General features: G+C 69.8%; 23 protein-coding genes. 12 read left to right on the forward strand and 11 right to left on the reverse strand.

All coding sequences use genetic code 11. The features are described 5' to 3' along the window. Nucleotides 1-72: 72 nt before the first annotated feature. Both DFR69_RS00780 and DFR69_RS00785 read right to left on the reverse strand, forming a co-directional pair. Nucleotides 73-1,437 (reverse strand): NlpC/P60 family protein, encoded by a 1,365-nt coding sequence (locus DFR69_RS00780; protein ID WP_146229178.1) that lies wholly within the window; start codon nucleotides 1,435-1,437, stop codon nucleotides 73-75. A gap of 326 nt (nucleotides 1,438-1,763) precedes the next feature. Next, nucleotides 1,764-2,306 carry an Rv1476 family membrane protein gene (locus tag DFR69_RS00785; protein WP_110035459.1) on the reverse strand — a complete coding sequence of 181 codons (543 nt, stop codon included), beginning with the start codon at nucleotides 2,304-2,306 and terminating at the stop codon, nucleotides 1,764-1,766. A 281-nt stretch (nucleotides 2,307-2,587) separates the two neighbouring features. On the opposite strand from DFR69_RS00785, the gene acnA reads away from it, so the two are divergent. Both acnA and DFR69_RS00795 read left to right on the forward strand, forming a co-directional pair. Beyond that, nucleotides 2,588-5,395, forward strand: a complete 2,808-nt coding sequence (acnA, locus tag DFR69_RS00790; RefSeq protein WP_110035460.1) for an aconitate hydratase AcnA — start codon at nucleotides 2,588-2,590, stop codon at nucleotides 5,393-5,395. A gap of 132 nt (nucleotides 5,396-5,527) precedes the next feature. Beyond that, on the forward strand, nucleotides 5,528-6,097 hold the full coding sequence (locus DFR69_RS00795) for a TetR/AcrR family transcriptional regulator (protein ID WP_110035461.1): 570 nt from the start codon (nucleotides 5,528-5,530) through the stop codon (nucleotides 6,095-6,097). 57 nt (nucleotides 6,098-6,154) lie between these two features. Here DFR69_RS00795 and DFR69_RS00800 read toward each other — a convergent pair whose 3' ends face one another. Beyond that, nucleotides 6,155-6,649, reverse strand: a complete 495-nt coding sequence (locus DFR69_RS00800; RefSeq protein WP_110035462.1) for a MarR family winged helix-turn-helix transcriptional regulator — start codon at nucleotides 6,647-6,649, stop codon at nucleotides 6,155-6,157. A gap of 65 nt (nucleotides 6,650-6,714) precedes the next feature. Here DFR69_RS00800 and DFR69_RS00805 point away from each other — a divergent pair, with 65 nt between their 5' ends. From DFR69_RS00805 to DFR69_RS00820, 4 genes are all read left to right on the forward strand, one after another. Continuing rightward, nucleotides 6,715-7,209 carry a cupin domain-containing protein gene (locus DFR69_RS00805; RefSeq protein WP_110035463.1) on the forward strand — a complete coding sequence of 165 codons (495 nt, stop codon included), beginning with the start codon at nucleotides 6,715-6,717 and terminating at the stop codon, nucleotides 7,207-7,209. 78 nt (nucleotides 7,210-7,287) lie between these two features. Next, the gene (locus tag DFR69_RS00810; protein ID WP_110035464.1) at nucleotides 7,288-7,704 is read left to right on the forward strand and encodes an acyl-CoA thioesterase; all 417 of its coding nucleotides are present in this window, start codon (nucleotides 7,288-7,290) and stop codon (nucleotides 7,702-7,704) included. A 283-nt stretch (nucleotides 7,705-7,987) separates the two neighbouring features. Continuing rightward, nucleotides 7,988-8,407, forward strand: coding sequence for a hypothetical protein (locus DFR69_RS00815; RefSeq protein WP_110035465.1), 420 nt, complete (start codon nucleotides 7,988-7,990; stop codon nucleotides 8,405-8,407). A gap of 14 nt (nucleotides 8,408-8,421) precedes the next feature. Beyond that, nucleotides 8,422-9,381: an MvdC/MvdD family ATP grasp protein gene (locus DFR69_RS00820; protein ID WP_110035466.1), complete on the forward strand. Its 960-nt coding sequence runs from the start codon at nucleotides 8,422-8,424 to the stop codon at nucleotides 9,379-9,381. A 7-nt stretch (nucleotides 9,382-9,388) separates the two neighbouring features. Here DFR69_RS00820 and DFR69_RS00825 read toward each other — a convergent pair whose 3' ends face one another. Then, nucleotides 9,389-9,661: a helix-turn-helix domain-containing protein gene (locus DFR69_RS00825; protein ID WP_232999520.1), complete on the reverse strand. Its 273-nt coding sequence runs from the start codon at nucleotides 9,659-9,661 to the stop codon at nucleotides 9,389-9,391. A 144-nt stretch (nucleotides 9,662-9,805) separates the two neighbouring features. Then, nucleotides 9,806-11,437: an ABC-F family ATP-binding cassette domain-containing protein gene (locus DFR69_RS00830; protein WP_110035467.1), complete on the reverse strand. Its 1,632-nt coding sequence runs from the start codon at nucleotides 11,435-11,437 to the stop codon at nucleotides 9,806-9,808. A gap of 147 nt (nucleotides 11,438-11,584) precedes the next feature. Here DFR69_RS00830 and DFR69_RS00835 point away from each other — a divergent pair, with 147 nt between their 5' ends. Beyond that, a complete protein-coding gene (locus DFR69_RS00835) occupies nucleotides 11,585-12,349 on the forward strand; it encodes an SDR family oxidoreductase (protein ID WP_110035468.1) in 765 nt (254 codons plus the stop codon). Between the two features lie 46 nt (nucleotides 12,350-12,395). On the opposite strand, the gene DFR69_RS00840 is transcribed toward DFR69_RS00835, so the two are convergent. After that, nucleotides 12,396-14,756, reverse strand: a complete 2,361-nt coding sequence (locus tag DFR69_RS00840; RefSeq protein WP_110035469.1) for an MMPL family transporter — start codon at nucleotides 14,754-14,756, stop codon at nucleotides 12,396-12,398. 327 nt (nucleotides 14,757-15,083) lie between these two features. Further along, the gene (locus DFR69_RS00845; protein WP_244198019.1) at nucleotides 15,084-16,166 is read right to left on the reverse strand and encodes a lycopene cyclase family protein; all 1,083 of its coding nucleotides are present in this window, start codon (nucleotides 16,164-16,166) and stop codon (nucleotides 15,084-15,086) included. Between the two features lie 109 nt (nucleotides 16,167-16,275). Here DFR69_RS00845 and ku point away from each other — a divergent pair, with 109 nt between their 5' ends. Together ku and DFR69_RS00855 are read left to right on the forward strand one after the other, a co-directional pair. Further along, entirely contained in the window at nucleotides 16,276-17,187 is a 912-nt protein-coding gene (gene ku / locus DFR69_RS00850; protein WP_110035470.1) for a non-homologous end joining protein Ku, read from the forward strand. A gap of 14 nt (nucleotides 17,188-17,201) precedes the next feature. After that, nucleotides 17,202-17,750: a GNAT family N-acetyltransferase gene (locus DFR69_RS00855; protein WP_110035471.1), complete on the forward strand. Its 549-nt coding sequence runs from the start codon at nucleotides 17,202-17,204 to the stop codon at nucleotides 17,748-17,750. Between the two features lie 3 nt (nucleotides 17,751-17,753). Here the strand turns inward: DFR69_RS00855 and DFR69_RS00860 are convergent, their stop codons facing one another. Then, on the reverse strand, nucleotides 17,754-18,620 hold the full coding sequence (locus DFR69_RS00860) for a MetQ/NlpA family ABC transporter substrate-binding protein (protein WP_110035472.1): 867 nt from the start codon (nucleotides 18,618-18,620) through the stop codon (nucleotides 17,754-17,756). Between the two features lie 131 nt (nucleotides 18,621-18,751). On the opposite strand from DFR69_RS00860, the gene DFR69_RS00865 reads away from it, so the two are divergent. From DFR69_RS00865 to DFR69_RS00875, 3 genes are read left to right on the forward strand one after another with little or no spacing between them, the layout of a single operon-like run. After that, the gene (locus tag DFR69_RS00865; protein ID WP_110035473.1) at nucleotides 18,752-19,624 is read left to right on the forward strand and encodes a MetQ/NlpA family ABC transporter substrate-binding protein; all 873 of its coding nucleotides are present in this window, start codon (nucleotides 18,752-18,754) and stop codon (nucleotides 19,622-19,624) included. Further along, nucleotides 19,621-20,634: a methionine ABC transporter ATP-binding protein gene (locus DFR69_RS00870; protein WP_110035474.1), complete on the forward strand. Its 1,014-nt coding sequence runs from the start codon at nucleotides 19,621-19,623 to the stop codon at nucleotides 20,632-20,634. The genes DFR69_RS00865 and DFR69_RS00870 overlap by 4 nt, the downstream gene beginning before the upstream one ends. Further along, nucleotides 20,634-21,296 (forward strand): methionine ABC transporter permease, encoded by a 663-nt coding sequence (locus DFR69_RS00875; RefSeq protein ID WP_110035475.1) that lies wholly within the window; start codon nucleotides 20,634-20,636, stop codon nucleotides 21,294-21,296. Before DFR69_RS00870 ends, DFR69_RS00875 begins: the two co-directional genes overlap by 1 nt. A 66-nt stretch (nucleotides 21,297-21,362) precedes the next feature. Here the strand turns inward: DFR69_RS00875 and DFR69_RS00880 are convergent, their stop codons facing one another. The 3 genes from DFR69_RS00880 to DFR69_RS00890 form a co-directional block, all read right to left on the reverse strand. Further along, entirely contained in the window at nucleotides 21,363-21,863 is a 501-nt protein-coding gene (locus DFR69_RS00880) for a DUF4189 domain-containing protein (protein WP_110035476.1), read from the reverse strand. Nucleotides 21,864-21,982: 119 nt separating this feature from the next. Next, nucleotides 21,983-22,534: an NADAR family protein gene (locus tag DFR69_RS00885; protein ID WP_110035477.1), complete on the reverse strand. Its 552-nt coding sequence runs from the start codon at nucleotides 22,532-22,534 to the stop codon at nucleotides 21,983-21,985. Nucleotides 22,535-22,603: 69 nt separating this feature from the next. Next, nucleotides 22,604-23,827 (reverse strand): PucR family transcriptional regulator, encoded by a 1,224-nt coding sequence (locus tag DFR69_RS00890; protein WP_110035478.1) that lies wholly within the window; start codon nucleotides 23,825-23,827, stop codon nucleotides 22,604-22,606. Nucleotides 23,828-23,842 lie beyond the last annotated feature (15 nt).

Here is a 23,842-nt window from a genome sequence, read left to right on the forward strand (position 1 = left end):
GATCACGGCCGGTCTCCCCCGCAGCACCAACACACACCGCGGTCTGGCCGCGGACGGGCACCGCGGTCCGCCTCACTCGGTGACGATGCGGACCGCGTAGGGCATGATGCCGTCCTCGCGCACCGGCGAGATCTTCACGACGTCACCGGATTCCGGCGCTTCGATCATCGTGCCGTCGCCCAGGTACAGGGCGACGTGCGCGCTGCCGCCGGGTCCCCAGAACAGCATGTCGCCCCGTTCACGGTCCTCGACGTCGACGCGGGTGCCCGCGTTGTACTGATAGCCGCTGTAGTGCGGCAGCGAGACGCCGATCCCGGCGAAGGCGTAGAGCATCAGCCCCGAGCAGTCGAAGCCGACCTTGTTGTAGTCGCCGTGCGCGTCGCCGGTGCCGCCGTCGCGGATACCGAGGGTCGGTCCGTCCTCGTCGCCGCCGCCCCACGCGTAGGTGACGCCCAGCTGGGACATGGCCCGGTCGATCACCGTCTCGATCGCGGCCGACCCGGTGACCTGCGGCGTGGTCGGTCTCGGTTTCGTCTTGCGCGGCGAGGCGGGCGTGGATTCCAGTTCGGTGTGCGGCCGCTGGCCCTCGCCGAGGCGGGCGGCCCGGTCGCGGGCGGCCTGGTCGGCGGCGGCCCTGGCGGCGGCGGCGTTGGCGGCGGCCAGCAGCGCGGTCAGCTCGGCCTTGCGCTGGTCGTCCCAGGACAGGAAGATCTCGCGCTGGCTCTGCAGGCCGGCGACCGTCGCGCGGGCGACGTCGAGCGCCGACTGGGCCGCGGCCCGGTCGCGCTGCAGGTTGTCGCGGGTGGCCGCCTGGGTGTCGTACTCGGACTTGGCCACCGTCATCGCGGTCTGCGCGGCGTTCTTCTTCTGCTCGGCGGCGGTGGCGGCGCTGTCGGCGTCGGCCTTGGCCTGGCGGGCGGCCGCGTTCTGGTTGGCCTGGGCGATCTGGGTGCGGCGCAGGTCGTCGAGCACCTGGCGCTGGTTCTTCGACACCATGCCGAGCACCTGCGCGCGATCCATCGCGGTGTCGGGCGAGGAGGACGCCAGGTAGGTGACGACGGAACTGTTCACCGGGCGCACGTAGGCCTGGGTGGCGAGCTGGTCGAAGTCGCGACGCGCGCCGTCGACCTTCGCGCCCGCGTCGGCGAGCAGCGCCTGGGAGTCGGTGACCGCGGCCGCGGCCGCGTCGGCGGCGTCGCGGGCCGACTGCAGGTCGACCAGCGCTTGGTTGACCGCCTCGCGTTTGGCGGCGAGGACGTCGTCGAGGGCGCGCAGCTGCTGATCGGCCGCGGCGACGCGGTTGATCAGCGCGCCGATCTCGCCGACGCGGGCGTCGACCTGGGCGTCGGCGCCCGCGATCTCGCCGTCGGAGGGATTGGGTGGAGGCGGCGGCACCGCCGCGACGGGTCCCGCGCTCGCCAGCAGCGCGAGTGCCATGAGCAATCCCGCCGCTATCCGTAATAGACCTGGTTCGTCCTGCCTGCCCGCATTGCGCACGGCACCTCCGAGTGACTCGACTCGTCCAACGCCACCGGCGCATCAGCCCACCCCATCGACCTCAGCAGTCGACCAATGCCCCCTGTACCTCGTCCTTCACGATCACGATCACCGTCACCGTACGACACATAGTTCCCGAAGGAAACATCTGCCACAGCACGTCGGGGACGCGATTAGGTGATTGCCCGGAATTAGCCTGATCGAAGACAGCGTTCACCCAGAAGAAACAGACCAAAGGTCTGGAAATGTGACTGGAGTGAGACCAGTTACCTGGTGGAGTCGAGTTCGGCCGGTGCGGCGTCGACGTCGGGACCGCGCCGGACCTTGACGACGTAGAGGCCGGCGATCACCAGCGCGGTGAGCGTCAGCAGGATGCCGGTGATCAAGCCCCAGGACACGCCCTCCGGCTGCTCGAGCCGGTCCACGAAGGCCCGCACCGCCACCTCGGGATGATTCCCCTTGTACTTGGCGCCGTCCTCGGCCCACTCCAGCCGCACCCTGCTGATGCTGTCGCTGTGCGTGCCGATCCAGTCGTCGCTGAAGACCGCGACGGTGCCTTCGGTACTTTCGCCCACCTCGGTGGCCAGGTCACGTAGGCTCGAGTCGTGCCCTGGGTTTCCGGGAACGACAACGACACTCAGCGGGATCCCCTCGGATCGCGCCTCGGCGACGATCGCCGCCAGCTTCTCCTGATCGACACCCTTGGGAGCGGCGACATGATTGTCGGCGAGATCGGACTCGACACTGCTCAGCACGGTATTCGGCGGCAGTTCCGCGGCCATCGGCGCAAAGGTGTGCAAGACGGTCATCTTCCATCCGGTCTGTCGAGCCACAGTCGCCTCGGTCGCGACGGGCAGCCAACACTGCAGAGTGAGCGTCAACGCGTCATTCCCCGACTCGCTCGACAGGCACAGTACGCGACGGCGCGCGCGGGCACGTCCGCACGCCACGCTCGGGCGGCCCCGCGTATTTCTTAGGACAAGCGTACTGTTAGACTTGTGCGGCGAGGAAACCGGCATCTCACGGCGCCGGAACCCCCTCCGAAGACGCGAGTCGCCGGCACAGCCCCGCCGGCGGCACACCCTCACACATGAGTGGAGCTGACGTGACGAAGATTGATACCTTCGGCGCCAAAGGCACGCTCGAGGTCGGAAGCAACTCCTACGAGATCTTCCGTCTCTCGGCTGTTCCCGGCACCGAGAAGCTGCCCTACGCCCTGAAGGTGCTGGCGGAGAACCTGCTGCGCACCGAGGACGGCGCGAACATCACCGCCGACCACATCCGCGCGATCGCGAACTGGGACCCCTCGGCCGAGCCGAGCGTCGAGATCCAGTTCACCCCCGCGCGCGTGATCATGCAGGACTTCACCGGCGTGCCCTGCATCGTCGACCTGGCCACCATGCGTGAGGCCGTCACCACCCTCGGTGGCGATCCCAGCAAGGTGAACCCGCTCTCCCCCGCCGACATGGTCATCGACCACTCGGTGATCCTGGACGTCTTCGGCCGCGCCGACGCGCTGGAGCGCAACGTCGAGCTCGAGTACGAGCGCAACGGCGAGCGCTACCAGTTCCTGCGCTGGGGCCAGGGCGCCTTCGACGACTTCAAGGTCGTCCCCCCGGGCATGGGCATCGTCCACCAGGTCAACATCGAGTACCTGGCGCCCACCGTCATGGTCCGCAACGGCCAGGCCTACCCCGACACCTGTGTCGGCACCGACTCGCACACCACCATGGTCAACGGCCTGGGCGTGCTGGGCTGGGGCGTCGGCGGCATCGAGGCCGAGGCCGCGATGCTGGGTCAGCCGGTCTCCATGCTGATCCCGCGCGTGGTCGGCTTCAAGCTGACCGGTGAGATCAAGCCGGGCGTCACCGCCACCGACGTGGTGCTCACCGTCACCGACATGCTGCGCAAGCACGGTGTGGTCGGCAAGTTCGTCGAGTTCTACGGCAAGGGTGTGGCCGAGGTCCCGCTGGCCAACCGCGCCACCCTGGGCAACATGAGCCCCGAGTTCGGCTCCACCGCGGCGATCTTCCCGATCGACTCCGAGACCATCAACTACCTGCGCCTGACCGGCCGCACCGACGAGCAGCTCGCGCTCGTCGAGGCGTACGCCAAGGAGCAGGGCATGTGGCACGACGCCGACAACGAGCCCGCCTACTCGGAGTACCTGGAGCTGGACCTGAGCACCGTGGTGCCGTCCATCGCGGGCCCGAAGCGCCCGCAGGACCGCATCCTGCTCAGCGAGTCCAAGAGCGCCTTCCGCTCCGACATCGTCAACTACGTGGGCGACTACACCGCGCTCGACGAGGGTGTCGACGAGACCTTCCCCGCCTCGGACCCCGTCGCGGTGTCGGCCGGTCACGCCGGTGACGCCTCCGCGCCCGCCCACTCGGCCGCCAACGGCGCCCAGGGCCGGCCGTCCAAGCCGGTCACCGTGCGCTCGGCCGAGCGTGGCGACTTCGTCCTCGACCACGGTGCCGTTGTCGTCGCGGGCATCACCTCCTGCACCAACACCTCCAACCCGTCGGTCATGCTGGGCGCCGCCCTGCTGGCCCGCAACGCGGTGGAGAAGGGCCTGTCGACCAAGCCGTGGGTGAAGACCAACATGGCGCCGGGTTCGCAGGTCGTCTCCGACTACTACGAGAAGGCCGGTCTGTGGCCCTACCTCGAGAAGCTCGGCTTCTACGTGGGTGGCTACGGCTGCACCACCTGCATCGGCAACACCGGTCCGCTGCCCGAGGAGATCTCGGCCGCGATCAACGACAACGACCTCTCGGTCACCGCGGTGCTCTCGGGCAACCGTAACTTCGAGGGCCGTATCTCCCCCGACGTGAAGATGAACTACCTGGCCTCGCCGCCGCTGGTCATCGCCTACGCGCTCGCGGGCACCATGGACTTCGACTTCGAGACCGACGCCCTCGGCCAGGACGCCGACGGCAACGACGTCTTCCTGAAGGACATCTGGCCGTCCCCGCAGGAGATCGACGACACCATCAAGTCGGCGATCAACCAGGAGATGTTCAAGAAGTCCTACGCCACCGTGTTCGACGGTGACGAGCGCTGGCAGAACCTGGCCACCCCGGAGGGCGACACCTTCGCGTGGGACGAGAAGTCGACCTACGTCCGCAAGGCGCCGTACTTCGACGGCATGCAGATGGAGCCGTCGCCGGTCGCCGACATCACCGGCGCCCGCGTGCTGGCGCTGCTGGGCGACTCGGTCACCACCGACCACATCTCGCCGGCCGGCCCGATCAAGCCCGGTACCCCCGCCGCGCAGTACCTCGACGCCAACGGTGTGGCCCGCAAGGACTACAACTCGCTGGGCTCGCGTCGCGGTAACCACGAGGTGATGATCCGCGGCACCTTCGCCAACATCCGGCTGCGCAACCAGCTGCTCGACGACGTCTCGGGTGGCTACACCCGCGACTTCACCCAGCCCGGTGGCCCGCAGGCGTTCATCTACGACGCCTCGCAGAACTACCAGGCCGCGGGCATCCCGCTGGTCGTGCTCGGTGGCAAGGAGTACGGTTCGGGCTCCTCGCGTGACTGGGCCGCCAAGGGCACCAGCCTGCTGGGCGTGAAGGCCGTCATCACCGAGTCGTTCGAGCGCATCCACCGCTCCAACCTCATCGGCATGGGCGTCATCCCGCTGCAGTTCCCGGCCGGTCAGTCGGCGTCCTCGCTGGGCCTCGACGGTACCGAGACCTTCGACATCGCGGGCATCACCCAGCTCAACGAGGGTGTCACCCCGAAGACCCTGAAGGTCACCGCCACCAAGGAAGACGGCTCGAAGGTGGAGTTCGACGCGGTCGTGCGCATCGACACCCCCGGTGAGGCCGACTACTACCGCAACGGCGGCATCCTGCAGTACGTGCTGCGCAACATGATCCGCGGCTGACCAGTCCGGTTCCCGGTGGCGTGATGTTCGAATAGCGTTGCGCCACAGGGCACTCGACCAGAGTGCCCGTCATGCCACAGCCCCCGCCTCGGTCTCCGGGGCGGGGGTCGGTGTATCCCCGTTGGAGGACTCATGCCCAAGGTCAGCGACGACCATCTCGCCGCCCGGCGCAGCCAGATCCTCGACGGCGCGCGGCGCTGCTTCGCCGAATACGGCTACGAGGGCGCCACGGTGCGCCGCCTGGAAGAGGCGATCGGCCTCTCACGCGGCGCGATCTTCCACCACTTCCGCGACAAGGACGCGCTGTTCTTCGCGCTGGCCAAGGACGACGCCGAGCGCATGGCCGAGGTCGCGGCCAATCAGGGCATCGTGCAGGTCATGCGCGACATGCTCGCGCGCCCGGAGGAATTCAACTGGCTGGGCACCCGGCTCGAGATCGCGCGCCGCGTGCGCACCGATCCCGAATTCCGCGCGGGCTGGACCCAGCGCTCGGCCGAGCTCACCGCGGCCACCCTGGCCCGCCTCGAGCGCCGCAAGGCCGCGGGCGCGCTGCGCGACGACGTGCCCACCGACGTCCTGCTCGGCTATCTCGACCTCGTCCTGGACGGCCTGATCGCCCGCATCGCCTCGGGCCACACCGACGACAACCTCTCCGCCGTCCTCGATCTCGTCGAGGCCTCGGTGCGCCGCAAGGAATCCTGAGCGCCGATTGCGCGCGCCGGGATCTTGCCCGGTGATAGTTGCGCCGCCGGGGATCGGCTAGTTCTCCAAGCCGCGCAACAGGATTCGAGCGATGCGGTCGAGGGCCTCGCGGTCGGCGGGGTCGAGGACCGACAGCATCGCCGTCTCGTTCCTGACATGGTCGCCGACGACCAGGTCGACCAGCTCGCGGCCCTCCTCGGTGAGCGCGACGCGCACCGCCCTGCGGTCGGCCGCGTCGGCGATGCGCCGGACCAGCCCCGCCCCCTCCAACCGGTCGATCCGGCCGGTCATGCCCGCCCGCGAGAGCATCAGGGTGTCGGCCAGGACCGAGGGGTTCAGCTCGAACGGCGCGCCCGCGCGGCGCAGCGCCGCGAGGACGTCGAATTCCCCACGCCGCAAGCCGTGTTCGGTGAACACCGCCTCGATCCGCGCCAGCGCCACGGTCATCAATCTGCCCAGCCTGCCGAAGACGGCCATCGCCGCCAGATCCAGGTCGGGTCGCTCGCGCCGCCACTGGGCGGCGATGGCGTCGACGGCGTCCGGTTCATCCATGGACACGATTCTATTCGCTGAGATATAGTTCGGTGGCGAATTATCAACCAGCGAATGGACTTGCCATGACGAACCAGCGCGACATCGCCCTCTGCCTGCCGGAGCAGGCCGAGACCCTCGGCACCGATTCCGTCCGCCTGCGCCTGCTCACCGACGCGGACGCCAGCGACGGCACCGTGAGCACCCTGGAGGTCACCATGGACCGGGGCGCCGACGGCGCGGCGCCGCATTTCCACACCCGCTCCGACGAGCTGTTCTATGTCGCCGACGGCGAGCTCCAGGTGCTCGCGGGCGACCACATCCTCACCGTCGGCGCGGGCGGCTCGCTGGTGGTCCCCCGGCACATGCCGCACGCCTTCGGCGCGACACCGGACAGCGGCGCGCGCATCCTCATCGCGTTGATGCCCGGCGTGCAGCGTTTCGAGTACTTCCGCCTGCTCGACCGCCTCCTCCGCGGCGAGGCCACGCACGACGAATTCCTCTCCGCCCAAGAGGAATTCGACAACCACTTCCTCGACGTGCCCGCCTGGCGCGCCGAACGCGAGGCCCAGCGCCGCTGATACCGGAACGCCACGACTGTGGCCGAGATTGCACCCGAAACGGGAACAACCACGCGCGAGCCCGCGGTTCTACGGCGTATGACGTTCTCCGTACCGGTCCTCGTCCGCGGCTACGAGCTCGACACCCAGGGTCATCTCAACCACGCCGTCTACCACCAGTACGGTGAGCACGCCCGCTGGGAGCTGATGCGCGCTGCGGGTATCCCCCAGGACAAGTTCCTCGCCAGCGGCATCGGCGCGGTCGTACTCGAGTCGACGATCAAGTACCGCCGCGAGTTGCGCGGCGGCGACGAGATCACGGTGACCTGCGAACTCGACTTCGACGGCGGGAAGGTCTTCCGCTTCCACCACCAGATCCTCAAGCTCGACGGCACCGTGTCGGCGGAGATCACGGTGGTGGCGGGTGCGATGGATCTGACCGAGCGCAAGCTGATCGCCGATCCCGCCGCACACTTCCGCGACCTCGCCGAACACCCCGAGCTGCTCGGCCTCTGACCCGCGCGACACGGTCCGCCTCCCCCAGCAATTCCGGGGCGACGCTGGCCGTCGCGCCGCCCGGCGCGATAGCTGATCGATTGCCGAGGTGACGCGCCGATCTGCGTCCCGGTTGTCCGAAATTCTGTTCCCGCTAGGCGATCACGCGCCGCTCGGCGGTTTGCCCGGCACTCCGCAAATCTCGCGAACCCCCTCGGCGACGCCCGCGCGCACGCTATGATCCGAAGCACCTTCGGGGGTTCTGGCAAATCGCGAGCAGACGAGAAGATCGGAGTGAGTGCCCATGACCGACGCCATCCACCTCCCCGCTACCGCGTCGCCCCGGCATCGGGGCCCGGCGTTGCGCGGACTGCTGGTGGCCGAGTCCGATCGCGACATCTCGGTGCGCGTGGACGACGGAACGTGGACCTTCGACCGCCGGGATGTCCTGCGGCTCACCGAAGATCACGCCGGGGCGGGCGAACGGCAGGTGCACGTGGACATCCGGCCGGGCGCCACCGCCGATTTCACGCGCCGTATGCGGGTCGATCTCGTCGACCGGCCGATCACCCTGGCCACCGATCCCTCCGAGGCCCTCGGCGACGATCTGCTGGCCCAGGCCACCCGTACCTGGGCGGCCAAGCTGCGGATCGCCGAGCGCGGCGGCGTCACCGGTGCCACGTTCACCTTCCGCGACGGCATCAACTGCGACAGTCTCGACTGAAACGGTCACGGGTCATGGAACGCGCGACCGACGCGGTGCTCATCGTCTCCGAATCCGACGACCTGCACGCCGATGCGCTGGCCGCCACGCTCCGCGAACACCACCGGCTCGACCCGATCCGGCTGGACCTGCGCGACTTCCCCACCGAGACCGGCAGTTTCCGGCTCGACAAGGCGGGCACCAACCGCGCCCTCGCGCACATCCACGGTCTCGACGACGTGCGCGCGGTCTGGTGGCGCAGGCCCCATCCGTGCCGGGTCCCGCAGGGCGTGCGCGCCGCCGACGACGCGTTCCGCCAGGCCGAGTGCGACGGTTTCCTCCAGGGCATGCTCTGGTCGATCCCCGCCTACTGGGTCAACGACCCGGCCGCCGAGCGCACGGCGGCCCGCAAGATCGTCCAGCTGGAGACGGCGCAGCGGGCGGGCTTCACCATTCCGGAGACGCTGATCACCAACGATCCGGACGAGGCCCGCAGTTTCGTCGAATCCCGTTCCGGCCCAGTGGTGTACAAGCGCACCGGCACCGGCCGTGGCGAATTCTCCGAGACCAGGATCGTCACCAGGCCCGAGCTGAGCAGGCTCGGCACGATCCGGTCGACGCCGACCACGTTCCAGGACTACGTCGAGGCCACCTGCGATCTGCGGGTGGTCTGGGTCGACGGCGTCGAATGGACGGTGCGCATCGATTCGCAGGCCGGTGTCGGGCGGGTCGATTCCCGGCTCGACACCTCGGTCGGGTTCGCGCCCGACCGGCTCCCTGCCTCGGTCAGCAAGTCCCTGGCCACTCTCATGGGCGCGCTCGGGCTGAGTTTCGGCGTCGTCGATCTGCGCCTCGGCCTCGACGGCGAGTACTACTTCCTCGAGGTGAACCCGCAGGGCCAGTTCGCCTACCTGGAGATCAAGACCGGGCTGCCGCTGTTCACCAGCCTGGCGCACCTGCTGGTGCGCGGGGACGGTGCCGTACCCGGCTGGTGACCGCTCCTCAGTCGGCCGGATTCTTGCGCCGGTTCGCGCCGCCGCGGCCGCGCAACTCCACGTGCGATTCGACGAGCACGTTGTGAATGAAGCCGTACGAGCGGCCGGTGGCCCTGGCCAGTGAGCGAATGCTCGCGCCCGCCTCGTACTGCTTCTTCAACTGGGATTGCAGCCGGTCACGGGACTTGCCCGTGACGCGCGTGCCCTTGCCCAGCGCGCCCTTGCCGATCGTCGCCTTGCCCTTGGCCGATCTCGCGGCCTGTCTCGCACTGTCGCTCATGGCTTCCTCCGAGTCGCCGAGCAGCTGATTCCAGGCTAGACACTCCGGCGGCGGTGATCAACGAAAACAGTGATCGAACTCACTCCGAGGCCGCGAGTTCCCTCCCGACACAGCGTTTCACGCCCGACACACCGGTCGGGCGCGTCACGCGAGGTCGATCAGCTCGGCGTACTCGTTGGACCAGTGGTCCTCGGTGCCGTCGGGCAGCAGAATGACCCGCTCCGGGTTGAGCGCCTCGGCCGCGCCCGGATCGTGGGTCACCAGGACGACGGCGCCCGCGTAGGTGCGCAGCGCCTCGAGCACCTGCTCGCGCGAGATCGGGTCCAGGTTGTTGGTCGGCTCGTCGAGCAGCAGCACGTTCGCCGCCGAGGACACCAGCCCGGCCAGCGCGAGACGGGTCTTCTCACCGCCGGACAAGGTTCCCGCGGGCTGCTCCAGCTGCGGGCCGGTGAACATGAACGCGCCGAGCAGGCTGCGCAGCTCCTGCTCCCCCGCGTCCGGCGAGGCGTGCCGGATGTTCTCCCAGACCGTCGCCTGGTCGTCGAGGGTGTCGTGCTCCTGGGCGAAGTAGCCCACCTTGAGGCCGCGGCCCTGCTCGATCCCGCCCGAGGTCGGCGTCTCGACGCCGGCGAGCAGCTTGAGCATGGTGGTCTTGCCCGCGCCGTTGAGGCCGAGCACGACCACGCGGCTGCCCTTGTCCACGGCGAAGTTCACGCCGGTGAAGATCTCCAGCGAGCCGTAGAGCTTGGTCAGGTTGTTCACCATGAGCGGGGTCTTGCTGCACGGCGCGGGCTCGGGGAAGCGGATGCGGGCGACCTTGTCGGCCACGCGCACGTCGTCGAGCTCCGACATCAAGCGTTCGGCGCGACGCACCATCTGGTGTGCCGCAGCGGCTTTCGTGGCCTTGGCGCCGAGCTTGGCGGCCTGCTGACGCAGCGCGCTCGCCTTCTTCTCGGCGTTGGCGCGTTCGCGCACCCGGCGCTGTTCGTCGGTGGCGCGGGCGTCGAGGTACTTCTTCCAGCCCATGTTGTAGACGTCGGGCTCACCGCGCACCGCGTCGAGGAACCAGACCTTGTTCACCACGGCCTCGAGCAGCTCGACATCGTGGCTGATCACGATGAGGCCGCCGTCGTGGTTCTGCAGGAAGCCACGCAGCCAGGTGATGGAGTCGGCGTCGAGGTGGTTGGTCGGCTCGTCGAGCAGCAGGATGCGGTCGGAGCGGCCACCGGAGCCGTCGGAGGCGGAGAACAGGATGCGCGCCAGCTCGATGCGGCGACGCTGACCACCGGACAGGGTGCGCAGCTGCTGGCCGAGGACGCGGTCGGGCAGGCCCAGGCTGTTGCAGATGCGGGCCGCCTCGCTCTCGGCGACGTAGCCGCCCAGCGAGGAGAACTGGTCCTCGAGCCTGCCGTACTTGCGGATCGCCTTCTCGCGTTCCTTCTCGTCGACGACCTCGGCCATCAACGTCTGCTGCTTCTCCATGTCGCGGATCAGCGTGTCGAGACCACGCGCCGAGAGCACCCGGTCGCGGGCGATCACGTCGAGATCGCCCTCCTTCGGGTCCTGCGGCAGGTAGCCGATATCGGTGGAGCGCACGATCTTTCCCGCGTACGGCTCGCCCTCACCCGCCAGGATGCGCAGCGTGGTGGTCTTGCCGGCGCCGTTGCGCCCGACCAGTCCGATCCGGTCGCCGGACTGCACCCGCAGCGCCGGCCCCGGGGCCGAGAGCAGGGTGCGGACTCCGGCCCGGACCTCCAGGTCGGTCGCCGTGATCACAGGCTTCTCCTCGTGTCGGAAAGAAAGGTGGGCGCCGAACCGACCCATCGTGCACCGTCGGGCTCGGCGAGAACCACCCATTTTACCGACGCCGAACTCGGCCACCGAACCGGCGCCGCCCGGTGTGAGCGTGGTTACTCTCGATCCATGACAACCGACCTAGCGGGCAGGACCGCCCTCGTCACCGGAGCGAGCCGGGGCATCGGCCTCGCCACCGCCGCCGAACTCATGCGCCGCGGCGCGAACGTGCTGATCACCGCGCGCAAACCCGAGCCGCTGGAGGCCGCCGCGCAGGAGCTGCGCGCGCTCGGCCACGCGGGGCAGGTGAGTGCCCTGGCGGGCAACGCCGGTGACGCCGACGCCCGCGCCGAGGCCGTCGCCAGGGCTGTCGCGGAGTTCGGTTCGCTCGACATCCTGGTCAACAACACGGGCATCAATCCGGTCTACGGCGCGCTGATGGACGCCGATCTCGGTGCGGTGAGCAAGATCTTCGACGTGAACGTGGTCGCCTCGCTCGGCTATGTGCAGCAGGCGTACCGGGCGTGGATGGCCGAGCACGGCGGCGCGGTGGTCAACGTGGCCAGTGTGGCGGGCATCCGGTCCTCGGGCGTGATCTCGGCCTACGGCGCGTCCAAGTCGGCGCTGATCCGGCTCACCGAGGAGCTGGCGTGGCAGCTGGGCCCGAAGATCCGGGTGAACGCGGTGGCGCCGGGCGTGGTGAAGACGAAGTTCGCCGACGCGCTGTATTCCGCCGACGAGGAGCGGGCGGCGAGTGTGTACCCGCTGAAGCGGCTCGGCGTGCCCGAGGACGTCGCCCGGCTGATCGCGTTCCTGGTCTCCGACGAGGCGGCGTGGATCACCGGCGACTGCGTGCGCGTCGACGGCGGCCTGCTCGCCACCGGCGGCATCTGAGTCGTGCGCATTCCCCGCCCGCCACCTTGGGCGGGCGGGGTCGCGGTCAGTCGGCGGTCTCGGTGCGACCGGTCGCGCTCGCCAGACCGTCGCCTGCCTCCTCGGCGCGCGCCGCCTCGGCCCGCGCCTGTTCCGCCCGCGCGAGCGGATCGAGCACCAGCGGCTCCGCGGCGGCCTCCGCTCGGCCCGCGGTCACCACACCCAGCGGATCACGTACCGGCACATCGTGTTTCGGCAACCGACTCGCGCCGCCCTCGTCGAGGCCCCACCGGTCGTGCAACCGGCGTAGGAAGTCCGGCGCGTACCAGTTGGCGTCGCCGAGCACCTTCATCGCGGCGGGCAGCAGGATGCCGCGCACCAGGGTGGCGTCGACGAGCACCGCCAGCGGCAGGCCGATGCCGAACGCCTTCATGAAGGTGATGTCGGAGGCCAGGAACCCGAGGAAGACCAGCGAGATGAGGATCGCGGCGGCGGTGACGATGCGCCCGGTGCGCTCGAGCCCCAGCGCGACGGCGGTCTCGTTCTTGCCGGTGCCGTCGTACTCCTCGCGGATGCGCGCGAGCAGGAACACCTGGTAGTCCATCGCCAGACCGAACGCGGCGGCGAACAACATCACCGGCACCGTGGCGGCCAGGTCACCGGTGACGGTGAAGCCGAGCAGCCCGGACAGGTGACCGTCCTGGAAGATCCACACCAGCGCGCCGAAGGTGGCGGTCAGGCTCAACGCGCTCAGGACCATCGCGAGCACGGGCAGCACCACGCTGCCGGTGAGCGCGAACAGCACGATCAGCATCACGATCAGCACGAAGCCCAGTGCCCACGGCAGCGCGTCGGAGATGGCGGCGAGGGAGTCGACATTGGCCGCGGCGACGCCACCGACGAGCAGCGTGCTCGGCGTCGGCACCGCCCTGACCCGCTCGACCAGCGCGGACAGCTCGTCGCTGTCGGCGGTGGCGGGCACGATCGACAGGTACACCGCGCGCTCCGCGCGGAACCGGGCGGCGGCCGCGGTCGGTTCGGCCAGCAGGCCGCCCTGGGCGTAGCTGCCGGTGGCGGTGTCGACCCGGCGGACGTGGTCCAGGTCCGACATCTCGCGGGCGATCGCGTCCAGGCCGCCCGCGCTGTAGGCGCTGTCGGGCAGCACCGCGACGAGGGTGTTCTGGTCGCTCTCGCCGAAGTCGCGCTGCACGATCTCGGTGACCTGCCGGGAGTTCATCGATTCCGGCAGTGTGCGTTCGTCCGGGAAGCCCAGCTTCACCCCGAGGAACGGCGCGCCCAGCAACAGCAGCACGGCGGTGACGGCGAGCCCGATCGGGATCGGCTTGCGCATGACCGCGGTGGCGAGCTTGTGCCAGGCGCCTTCGCCGGGCGCGGGGCGCGGCGCCCGCAGGAACCACCAGCCGAGCTGGCCCTTGTCGATCCTGGTGCCGAGCAGCAGCAGCGTGGCGGGCAGCACGGTCAGCGAGACGGTCGCGGCCAGCGCCGCGACGACGATGCCCGCGTAACCCATGGACCGGATGGCCAGCTGCGGGAAGAACAGCAGACCGGCCAGCGCCACGGCGACGGTCAGCGCCGAGAAGGCCACGGTGCGTCCGGCGGTGCGCAGCGTGGTCGCGACGGCGCCGGCCGGGCCGCGGCCGTCGGCGAGTTCGTCGCGGTAGCGGTTGACCACCAGCAGGCTGTAATCGATGGCGAGCCCGAGCCCGAGCAGGGTGGCCACGTTGGTCGCGGTGACCGACAGCGGGATGAACAGGGTCAGCAGCCACAGCGTGCCCATGGTCGTGAGCACCGTGGCGACCGCGACGAGCAGCGGCAGGCCGGCCGCGACCAGGCCGCCGAAGACGAACAGCAGCGCGATCAGGGTGAGCGGGAACGCGATCGCCTCGCCCTTGACGATGTCGCTCTTGCTCTGTTCGACGGTCTCGTGCAGCAGCATCGCGAAGCCGCCGACCCGGACCTGCAGGGTGCCCTGCTGTCCGGTGAGCTCGTCGGCGATGGCGGCGACGCGCAGATCGACCTCGCGTTCGGTGCCGAGCACGCTCGCCAGGATCATGCCCTGCTTGCCGTCGACGCTGCGCAGCGCGGGCTGGTGGGTGGTCCAGTACGACAGCACCTCGGCAACGCCGTCGCGTTCCTGCAGGTTGGCGACGAGCGCGGTGGCGGCGGCGGTGGATTCGGGGTCGTCGACCGAGTCCTCGGTCTCCACCAGCAGCAGCAGATTCGGTGGGGCCTGGCCGAACTCGTCGCGCAGGACCTCGAGCGCGCGGCTGGATTCGCTGCCGGCATCGGTGTATCCGCCGCCCTCCACCCGCTCGAACAGCGTGGCGCCGAGCGCGCCGAGCAGCAGCGCCAGCACCGCGAAAACCCCGAGCACCCAGCGGCTGCGCCGCCTGGTGAATTCGAACACCGGATATACCCCTTACTCGTCACGCCTCGCGCGCTCGCGCACCTCGATCTGCGGGGCGGCGGCCGATCACCGGCCGGTCCGCCTCGGCGGCCCGAACCTGTTGGCGGGTCGGCGCGTTCGCCCGGCGATGGTAGCAACATCGTGGCGCGTGCGCGGGCCCTCGGGGCGGGTGCGCGTACCGGCCCCGAGGGCCGCGTCGCCCGCCGGCGGGGCGACCGGCCGCGCGTCGGTCGCGCGCCGTCGTCCGCCGTCGGTGCCCCGGCAGGCATCAGGGCGCCGATTGCCCTGTGCCACTGTGCGATTCGCGGCGGCAGCCACCGGGTCGGGTCAGGGCCTGACGCCGCCGACCACGGCCGTCGCGACGGTGCGGCGCAGGCGCGGCGGCAGTGCGGTGAACAGCGCGCGCATGGCCGCGAGGGTGCCGGCCAGATCGTCGGTTCCCGAGAGGTAGGCGCGCTGCGACGGCATGGGCAAACCGAAGAACGCCTCGAAGAAGACGGGCGTCTCGTGCGGCGGCAGGGTGAGCAGTGCCCGCAGCCCGGCCCGGCGCAGGCCCGCCACGGCGCGGGCCCTGGCTGTCCACGGCGTCGCGCCCGCGGCGACGGCGTCGGCCGCGCGCAGCGAGGCCGCCACGCTGTAGCCGGTCGCGGGGTGGATCAGCCCGCCCGCCGCGCCGAAACGGCCGTGGCCGGGGCGTCCGCCCTCGACCGGGAAGCGCACCCGCTCGACGGGTTCGGCGCCGGTGACGGGAATCCCGCGGGCGCGGAGCCGGTGGTCGAGCCTGCGCCGCAATTCGTCGAGGCCGAGGGCGGGGCGGCCCGCCAGGCAGGTCTCCTCGAACAGCAGGAACTCCGTGCCGAGCGGGACGGTGTAGAGGAACGAGGGCGGCGCGCCGGGGTCGGCGCCGTTGTCCGGCCGCCAGTCCATGAACAGGGTGGGCGGCTCGGGGTCGAGCCGGTCGCGCCGCACGAGGATGCCGTAGGCGGTCTGTTCGGCCCGGCGCGGCGATCGGGCCAGTCCGCGCGCGTCGATCACCCGCCCGGTCAGGACCTGCCCGGCGGCCGTGGTCACCCGCCCGCGGCGCGTATTAACCTCGACCGCCCGGTCGGCGATCACCCGCGCGCCGTCGACGGTCAGCGCCCGTTGCAGCGCCGGCGTGTCGAGTACCTGGTAGGCGCGGTCGAGGCGATGCTCACCGATCGCCCAGGCCGTCGGTTCCCGGACCGTCGCGGCGACGACCGCGGGGTTCAGCCAGCCGGGCAACTCGTCGGCCCACGCCGCGTACGTCGGCGTCCACACCCGGTCGGGCCGCGGATCGATGACCGTGACCGCCCGGCCCTGGGCCAGCGCCCGATGCGCGACCGCGCGCCCGGCCGGGCCGAGTCCGCAGATGATCACCTCGCCGTTCACCCGACGATTGGATCAGACGCCACTTTTTCAAGCACCGCCGCGTCACGGACCGGCGGCGGTTCGGTGCCGTGCGCTCGCCCCGCCGTGAATTATCGGTAATGATGGGGCTATGAGATCGATCTGGAAGGGCTCGATCGCATTCGGGCTGGTCAATGTCCCGGTCAAGGTCTACACCGCGACCGAGGACCACGATATTCGGTTCCATCAGGTCCACGCCAAGGACGGCGGACGGATCAAATACGACCGTGTCTGCCAGGTGTGCGGCAAATCCATCCAGTATTCCGATATCGACAAGGCCTACGTCTCCCCCGACGGCGACCAGGTGGTGCTCACCGACGCCGATTTCGCGAAACTGCCCGCGGCCGAGAAACACGAAATCCCCGTGCTGGAATTCGTGCCGTCCGAGCAGATCGATCCGGTCCTGTTCGACAAGAGCTATTACCTCGAACCCGACTCCTCGACGCCCAAGGCCTATCAGCTGCTCGCGGCCACGCTGGAGCGCATCGACAAGACCGCGCTGGTGCACTTCACCCTGCGGCAGAAGACCCGGCTGGCGGCCCTACGGGTGCGCGAGGGCGTGCTCGTGCTGCAGACGCTGCTGTGGCCGGACGAGGTGCGCGCGGTCGACTTCCCTTCGCTCGACGACGCCCCGGCGCCGCGGCCGCAGGAATTGAAGATGGCCGAAACGCTGGTCGAGTCGATGTCCGGTGATTTCGATCCCAGCGAGTACACCGACGAATATCAGATCGAATTGCAGAAGGTGCTCGACGAGGCGATCGCCAGCGGCACCGGCAAGGTCGAATCCGCCGAGGCGACCGAACCCGCCGAGGCGCCCGATGCCGAGGTCGTCGACCTGGTCGCGGCGTTGCAGCGCAGCCTCGAGGCCAGCGGCCGCCGCGAGGCCGACGAGAAACCGGCGCCGAAGAAGGCGGCGAAGAAGTCCGCCGCCAAGAAGGCCGCGCCGCGCAAGACCGCGAGCAAATCCACGGCGAGCAAGACCGCCGCCCGCAAGGGGGCGTAGGGCACACTGGGCCCATGGACCTCGCGATCGCTGTCGTTCCGATGGGATTGGGACACCTGCGTCAAGTCCTCGACCTCGGCCACCAGGTGTTCGACACGACCACCAAGCCGTACACGTCGTGGTCGCTGACGGCCGTCGCCGAGCATCTGGACAGCCCCGACAACGCCTGCTGGGTGGCGCTGGACTCCGACCGCGTCGTCGGTTTCGTGCTCGGCTCGATGGAGTTCGAGCATCGCGACGACTGGGCCTACCTGGAGTGGATCGCGGTCGCGCCCGACATGCAGGGCCACGGCATCGCCCGCAGGCTCGTCGATGTGTGCTCGGAGGCGCTGTTCGCCCGCGGCGCCCGCCACATCGTCACCGACGTCGAGGACCGCAACAGCGCCTCCGGCGCCCTGATGACCAGCGCGGGCTTCGTCCCGGCCGCGACCGTCACCCTGCTGGTCCGCCCGAACCCCGACGAGTCCGGCACCGGCGACCAGCCCCTGCCCCCGATGTCGGCCACCACCCGCCACGACCTCATCCGCCGCGGCCGCCTCTCGGTCGAGCATCCCCGCCGCTGACGGCTACTTCCGGAACTTGTCCTCCAGTTCCCGCAGCGTCGCCTGCAGATCGGCCGGATCGTTGGTCTTGAAGATGCCCGCGTAGCCGGTCTCCGCCCGGACCGCGGCGACGACGTCCGGATCGTGGTAGAGCTGAGCCAGTTTCCGCAGGGTCGGGTCGTCCTTGTCCTCGGCGCGCGCGGCGAAGACGTTGATGTACTGCTTCAGTTCCGGCCGTTCCGGGTCGTCGGTGTAGATGACCTGCCGCGGGGTGAGCCCGGCCGGTCCCGCGAAGGTGTCGTCGACGAAGGCGGCGTCGACGCTGTCGAGCGACTGCGCGGTCAGGGTCGGATCGATCGCGGTGAGGGAGACCTTCGAGGCCGCGGTGTCGACATCCTCGATCTTGGAGTCCCAGGTGGCCCCGCCCTTCAGCACGATCAGTCCCGCCGCCGCCAGGCCGAGCAGCGGGCGCACCTGCTGCGCCGGATTGTTGCTGAGGGTGATCTGGCCGCCGCGCGGGATGTCGGCCACCGAGGTGTGCTTCTTCGAATACAGCGTGAGCGGGAAGATCTCCGTGGCGCCGATGGGCACGAGGGTGTCGTTGTTGGCGACGTTGTAGTTCGCCAGGTACCGCACGTGCTGGAACTTGTTGAGGTCCACCCGCTTCTGCGCCAGCGCCGGGTTGGGCTGCTTGTAGTCGGTGAAGTTCACGAACTCGACGGTGATGCCCTGCTCGGCGGCCTTGGCCCGGTAGATGTCCCAGTGCGGCTGGGCGATGTCGTTCACTCCGATCCGCACGACGTCGTCGGGGTGATCGTTCCCACAGGCCGTCGCGCCCAGGGCGAGCGCGAGCAGGACCGGAATCGCCGACAGGCGGCGCAGGATTCGCATTGTCGGCAAGTTAGACGACCGTCCAGGAGTTTGCGAGGGTTGTGCTCGAGGCGAATCGAACCGTTGTCGGCGGGGGTCGCGCGCGGCTTGGATGACCGGGTTCACCCACAGCGAGCAATTCGGGAGTCATAGTGAAATTCCGTCGGGTACTGGCGATCCCGGTCCTGGTAGCGACCGCGGCCCTCACCCTCACGGCCTGCGGTTCCAGCGAGGCGGAGTCCGGCACCGTCGTGCGCATCGGCACCACGGACAAGGACAAGGCGTTCGAGGTCTTCGAGCAGAAGGCGAAGGAGCAGGGCATCACGCTGAAGGTCACCAACTTCTCCGACTACAAGCAGCCCAATGCCGCGTTGTCGCAGAAGCAGATCGACGTCAACCTGTTCCAGCACCTGCAGTTCCTCGGGCAGTACAACGTGGCGAGCTCCGACACCCTCACCCCGATCGGCGCCACCTACATCGTGCCGCTCGGCCTGTATTCCAAGAAGCACAAGGCGCTGGCCGACATCCCCACCGGCGGCGAGATCGCCATCCCCAACGATCCGACCAACCAGGCCCGCGCGCTGTTCGTACTGCAGGCCGCCGGGCTGCTGAAGCTGCGTGGCACCTCCGCCCAGCCGACGCCCGCCGACATCGACGCGGGCCCGTCCAAGGTCCGGGTGACCCCCGTCGACGCCGCGCAGACCGCGCTGTCGCTGGCCTCCGTCGACGGGTCGATCATCAACAACACCTTCCTCGATCGCGCCGGGATCGACCCGCAGTCGGCGCTGTACAAGGACGACCCGAAGAACCCGGCCGCCGAGCCCTACATCAACGTCATCGTCACCCGCGCCGAGGACAAGAACGATCCGACGCTGCTGAAGCTGGTCGAGATCTGGAAGGACCCGGCCGTGGCCGCCGCGCACGCCGAGGTCACCAAGAACACCGCGGTGGCCGTCACCCGTCCGGGCGCCGAGCTCGAGCAGATCCTCGACCGGGTGCAGCAGGGCATCCGGGCGAACAAGTGAGCGCGGCCGCGGCCGCTGTCGAATTCCGTTCGGTCTCCAAGGTATTCGGCGGCGGCGCGGATCGCCATGTCGCCCTCGACGGCATCGACCTGCGGATCGAGCAGGGCGAGATCTTCGGGGTGATCGGCTATTCGGGCGCGGGCAAGTCGACGCTGGTGCGGCTGATCAACGCGCTGGAGAAGCCGACCTCGGGCACCGTCACGATCTCCGGCACCCCCATCACCGGAGTGCCGGAGTCGGCGGTGCGGCGGCTGCGTCGCGACATCGGCATGGTGTTCCAGCAGTTCAATTTGTTCCGCTCGCGCACCGCCGCGGGCAATATCGAATATCCGCTGAAGGTGGCGGGATGGAAACGGGCCGAGCGCAAGGCCAGGGTCGCCGAGCTGCTCGAGTTCGTCGGGCTCACCGACAAGGCGCGCGCCTACCCCGATCAGCTCTCGGGCGGGCAGAAGCAGCGCGTCGGGATCGCGCGGGCGCTGGCGACCTCGCCGTCGCTGTTGCTGGCCGACGAGGCCACCTCCGCGCTGGACCCGGAGACCACCGGTGAGGTGCTGCGGCTGCTGCGCAAGATCAACACCGAACTCGGGGTGACGATCGTGGTGATCACCCACGAGATGGACGTGATCCGCGCCGTCGCCGACCGGGTCGCGGTGCTGGCCGAGGGCAAGATCGTCGAATTGGCTTCCACCTTCGACGTTTTCGCGGCCCCGGTCGCGGCGCCGACTCAGTCCTTCGTCGCGACGGTGCTGCACAACCGGCCCGACGCCGCCGAGCGGGCCAGGCTGGAACAGCTGCACGGCGGACGGCTGGTCACCGTCGATGTCGACGACCACAGCGGCATCGGTGCGGCGCTGGCCGCCGCCACCGCCGCCGAGGTGCGGTTCGAGATCGTCTACGGCGGTGTGAGCACCCTGCAGGACAAGACGTTCGGCAGCATCACCCTCGCGCTGCACGGTCCCGACGACGCCGTGGACCGGGTGGTCGCCGACCTCGAACGGAAGGCGGGCTGATGGAGACGAACTGGGAGAAGTTGCGCCCCACCTTGTTCGAGGCGATCGGCACGACCGTCTACCTGGTCGGCGTGACCTTCGTGGTGGCCGGAACGCTCGGATTGATCCTCGGCACCGCGCTCTACACCACACGCAAGGGCGGACTGCTGGCGAACAGGCCAGTTCATCTTGTGCTGAATGTGCTGGTCAACGTGGTGCGGCCGATTCCGTTCATCATCCTGCTGGCGGCGCTCGGCCCGATCACCCTGGAGGTGGTGGGCACGACGATCGGCAGCGAGGCGGCACTGTTCGTGATGATCGTGGCCGCGACGTTCGGTATCGCGCGGATCGTGGAGCAGAACCTCGTCACGGTCGAGCCGGGTGTGCTCGAGGCGGCCCGGGCGGCCGGCGCCGGGCCGCTGCGGATCATTCTCACGCTGCTGATCCCGGAAGCGTTGGGCCCGTTGATCCTCGGCTACACCTTCGTGGTGATCGCGATCGTCGACATCTCCGCGATGGCGGGCACGGTCGGCGGCGGCGGGCTCGGCGATTTCGCGCTGGTCTACGGCTACCAGCAGTTCGACTGGGAGGTCACCATCGTGGCGACGCTGATCATCATCGCCGGGGTGCAGGGTGTGCAGTTCCTCGGCAACGCGCTGGCCAGAAAAGTGCTGCGCCGCTGAGTGTCCACCGAAAGGAGAAGCGGGGCAACGGACGGTGTCGTCGGTTGCCCCGCTCTTCGTCTTCGGTCAGACGTTCGACGTGCACGCCGAGAGAATGACGCTCGCCGCCCGCGGCGAGGCCGAGCCCGGATCCGGGAACGGCGGGGCACTGATGCCCAGCACGTCCACCGCCGCCCGCTCGGCCGCGGCCTGGGAGTGATCCCACGCCCAGCCGAACCGGAAGTCCGCGCCCTGCGCGACCGCGCCACAGGCATTGCGGAATTCGACGACGACCTGGCAGTCCCAGACGCCACACTCGGCCAGCGCCGCCTGGCTCGCCGCCTCCCAGCTGCCGTAGTTGACCGCCGAGGCGACCACGGCCTCCTGCGACGACAACGCCAGCGCGCCGTACAGATCACCGGACGCCGCCTGGAACCCGCCGTCGCGCGAGACCGCGGTGTATCCGGGCGCCTCGGCGATCGCCACGCCGCTCTCCGCCGCACCGGCCGGACCGGCCGTGACGACGGTGAACGCGGCGGCCGCGCACGCCGCGACCGCACCCAGGGCATACCTGCCCACAACAGACATCAGAGATTCTCCCCATCGAAAATGTCGACCCCACAACGAAAGCCGACCCGAGCAAGCCGCCGGCGAATCCTCCCGGTCCACCGGCCGCCCCAGACTAACAACCCCCACCGACAGCTTCGCTACGCGGACAACGCGGCCCGCGCCGCCATCAGCGCGAACCCGAGCAGGTTGAGCCCCCGCCACGTCGCGGGATCGGCGGCCCGGGGATCACCGGCCGCCAACCCGATCCCCCAGATCCGGTCGCGCGGACTCGCCTCGACGAGCACCCGCTCCCCGGTGCCGAGCAAGTAGTCGCGCAGTACCTCGTTCTGCCCGAATTTCGCCACGCTACCCGCGACGACGATCCCGAACCGGGCACGCTGCCACGCCGCGTCGTCGAAATCCCGGACCAGCCTGCCCAGCGTCTTCGCCTCGCCGGGGTGCGCCGCCGCGACGATCTGTCCGGCCGTGCGCTCGTCGCCGAACAGCATGGCCTTGCGCCACATCATGTAGTGCTCCGCGGTGGCGAACTCGACGCCGTCGACGGCGAAGGTCGCCGGCCACCACTGGCTCAGGCAGCTGGCGCCGATCGCGCCGTCCGGTCGCGGTCGATGGCCCCAGAACGCCAGGTACTTCGGCGTCAGGCCCCGCGCGATCGCGGTGCGCAGGTCGTCCACCGTCTCGATGGTCATGAAACCTCCCAGTTTTGGTCAAGTGAACCATATACGGGGAGTGTGCCTGTGCGCCAGCGAGATTCGGGGTCAGGCCAGGCGGGCCTCCAGTGTGGGGCCGGTGTGGAAGCTGCGGGCGATCATGGCGGAGCGGAGTTGCCAGAGGCCGGAGCCCTGGGTGGGGTCGAGGCCGGTGAGCTGGGCGATGCGGCGCAGGCGGTAGTCCACGGTGTTGGTGTGGATGTGCAGCAGGCGGGCGGTGCGGCGACGGTTCATGTTGTTGGCGATGTGTACGCGCAGGGTTTCGTAGAGCTCAGGGTGGTTGTCCAGCGGCGCGAGGAGTTCGCCGAGGCGCGCGCGGCCGGGGCCGGGACGGGTGAGCTGGTACTCCAGAGCCAGGTCGCCGAAGCGGTAGAGACCGGGGGCACAGTCGAGGCGCTCGACCATGTCGAGCAGTTCGTGCGCGCGCTCGGCCGCGGCGGGGATGTCCTCGGTGTTCGCGGGAACCAGCGCGCCCGTCACCGCCACGCGAGCGGCGCGCGACAGCGCCGCCACCAGTGCGTCGAGGGCGTCGGAGTCCATCAGGTCGGCGGGGATGAGCAGGGTGCCGCCGTCCACCGACAGCAGCGAGAGCACCTCGTCGCCGCCGTGATGGGCCAGCGCCGCCTGCACCCGGCGCAGGGTGCGCCGCGCGGCGACGGCCGCGTTCACCCGCGGATCGTCGCCCTCGGCACGCCGCCGGATCGACAGCGCCAGCACCGAATACGCGTCGGCCACCGAGATCCCGCACTCCCTGGCCATGGTCACCGTCGGCTGACCCGCGAGCAACGCCGAGGTGAGCGTGTGCACCGCGGTGTGGTGCTCGCCGGCGATGTCGCGGTGCTCGCGGATGTAGGCGCGGGTCACCGTGGTGCACAACAGGTCCGACATCGCGACCGCGCGCCGGAAGCCCTCGATCATCGCCGCCCGATCGCCGTGGGTCGCCTCGGCGAACACCGCGTCGAATCCGAGCCGGAAGCCCTCGTGGAAGGCGTGCAGGATGGTGTCGATCGGCACACCCTCGCGCGCCCAGCCCGCCGCGGCGATCGAGAGCCTGTTCAGGCGTTCGGTCTCGTCCCGCCCGTCGAGCATCCCGCCCACGATCTCCAGGCACAGCCGGGTGACCGCGGTGACGTCGCCGGAGATCGCGTCACCGGGCAGCGTCCGGCAGGTGGCCACGCTGTCCACGAAGTGGCCGACGAGCTTGCCGGTCAGGGTCCGGACATCGCGCAGCGGCTGCCACATCGGCGCCGGGTCCACGGGGATGGTCATCATCGTCGGCTCCTTCCA

It is taken from the genome of Nocardia neocaledoniensis (assembly GCF_003182135.1).
GTDB lineage: Bacteria > Actinomycetota > Actinomycetes > Mycobacteriales > Mycobacteriaceae > Nocardia > Nocardia neocaledoniensis.

Coding starts and splice junctions, on each gene's coding strand:
- DFR69_RS00780 (WP_146229178.1), bottom strand. CDS start 1,437: ATGGCACTCGCGCTGCTGGCGAGCGCGGGACCCGTCGCGGCGGTGCCG.
- DFR69_RS00785 (WP_110035459.1), bottom strand. CDS start 2,306: ATGACCGTCTTGCACACCTTTGCGCCGATGGCCGCGGAACTGCCGCCG.
- acnA (WP_110035460.1), top strand. CDS start 2,588: ATGAGTGGAGCTGACGTGACGAAGATTGATACCTTCGGCGCCAAAGGC.
- DFR69_RS00795 (WP_110035461.1), top strand. CDS start 5,528: ATGCCCAAGGTCAGCGACGACCATCTCGCCGCCCGGCGCAGCCAGATC.
- DFR69_RS00800 (WP_110035462.1), bottom strand. CDS start 6,649: ATGGATGAACCGGACGCCGTCGACGCCATCGCCGCCCAGTGGCGGCGC.
- DFR69_RS00805 (WP_110035463.1), top strand. CDS start 6,715: ATGACGAACCAGCGCGACATCGCCCTCTGCCTGCCGGAGCAGGCCGAG.
- DFR69_RS00810 (WP_110035464.1), top strand. CDS start 7,288: ATGACGTTCTCCGTACCGGTCCTCGTCCGCGGCTACGAGCTCGACACC.
- DFR69_RS00815 (WP_110035465.1), top strand. CDS start 7,988: ATGACCGACGCCATCCACCTCCCCGCTACCGCGTCGCCCCGGCATCGG.
- DFR69_RS00820 (WP_110035466.1), top strand. CDS start 8,422: ATGGAACGCGCGACCGACGCGGTGCTCATCGTCTCCGAATCCGACGAC.
- DFR69_RS00825 (WP_232999520.1), bottom strand. CDS start 9,661: ATGAGCGACAGTGCGAGACAGGCCGCGAGATCGGCCAAGGGCAAGGCG.
- DFR69_RS00835 (WP_110035468.1), top strand. CDS start 11,585: ATGACAACCGACCTAGCGGGCAGGACCGCCCTCGTCACCGGAGCGAGC.
- ku (WP_110035470.1), top strand. CDS start 16,276: ATGAGATCGATCTGGAAGGGCTCGATCGCATTCGGGCTGGTCAATGTC.
- DFR69_RS00855 (WP_110035471.1), top strand. CDS start 17,202: ATGGACCTCGCGATCGCTGTCGTTCCGATGGGATTGGGACACCTGCGT.
- DFR69_RS00860 (WP_110035472.1), bottom strand. CDS start 18,620: ATGCGAATCCTGCGCCGCCTGTCGGCGATTCCGGTCCTGCTCGCGCTC.
- DFR69_RS00875 (WP_110035475.1), top strand. CDS start 20,634: ATGGAGACGAACTGGGAGAAGTTGCGCCCCACCTTGTTCGAGGCGATC.
- DFR69_RS00880 (WP_110035476.1), bottom strand. CDS start 21,863: ATGTCTGTTGTGGGCAGGTATGCCCTGGGTGCGGTCGCGGCGTGCGCG.
- DFR69_RS00885 (WP_110035477.1), bottom strand. CDS start 22,534: ATGACCATCGAGACGGTGGACGACCTGCGCACCGCGATCGCGCGGGGC.
- DFR69_RS00890 (WP_110035478.1), bottom strand. CDS start 23,827: ATGATGACCATCCCCGTGGACCCGGCGCCGATGTGGCAGCCGCTGCGC.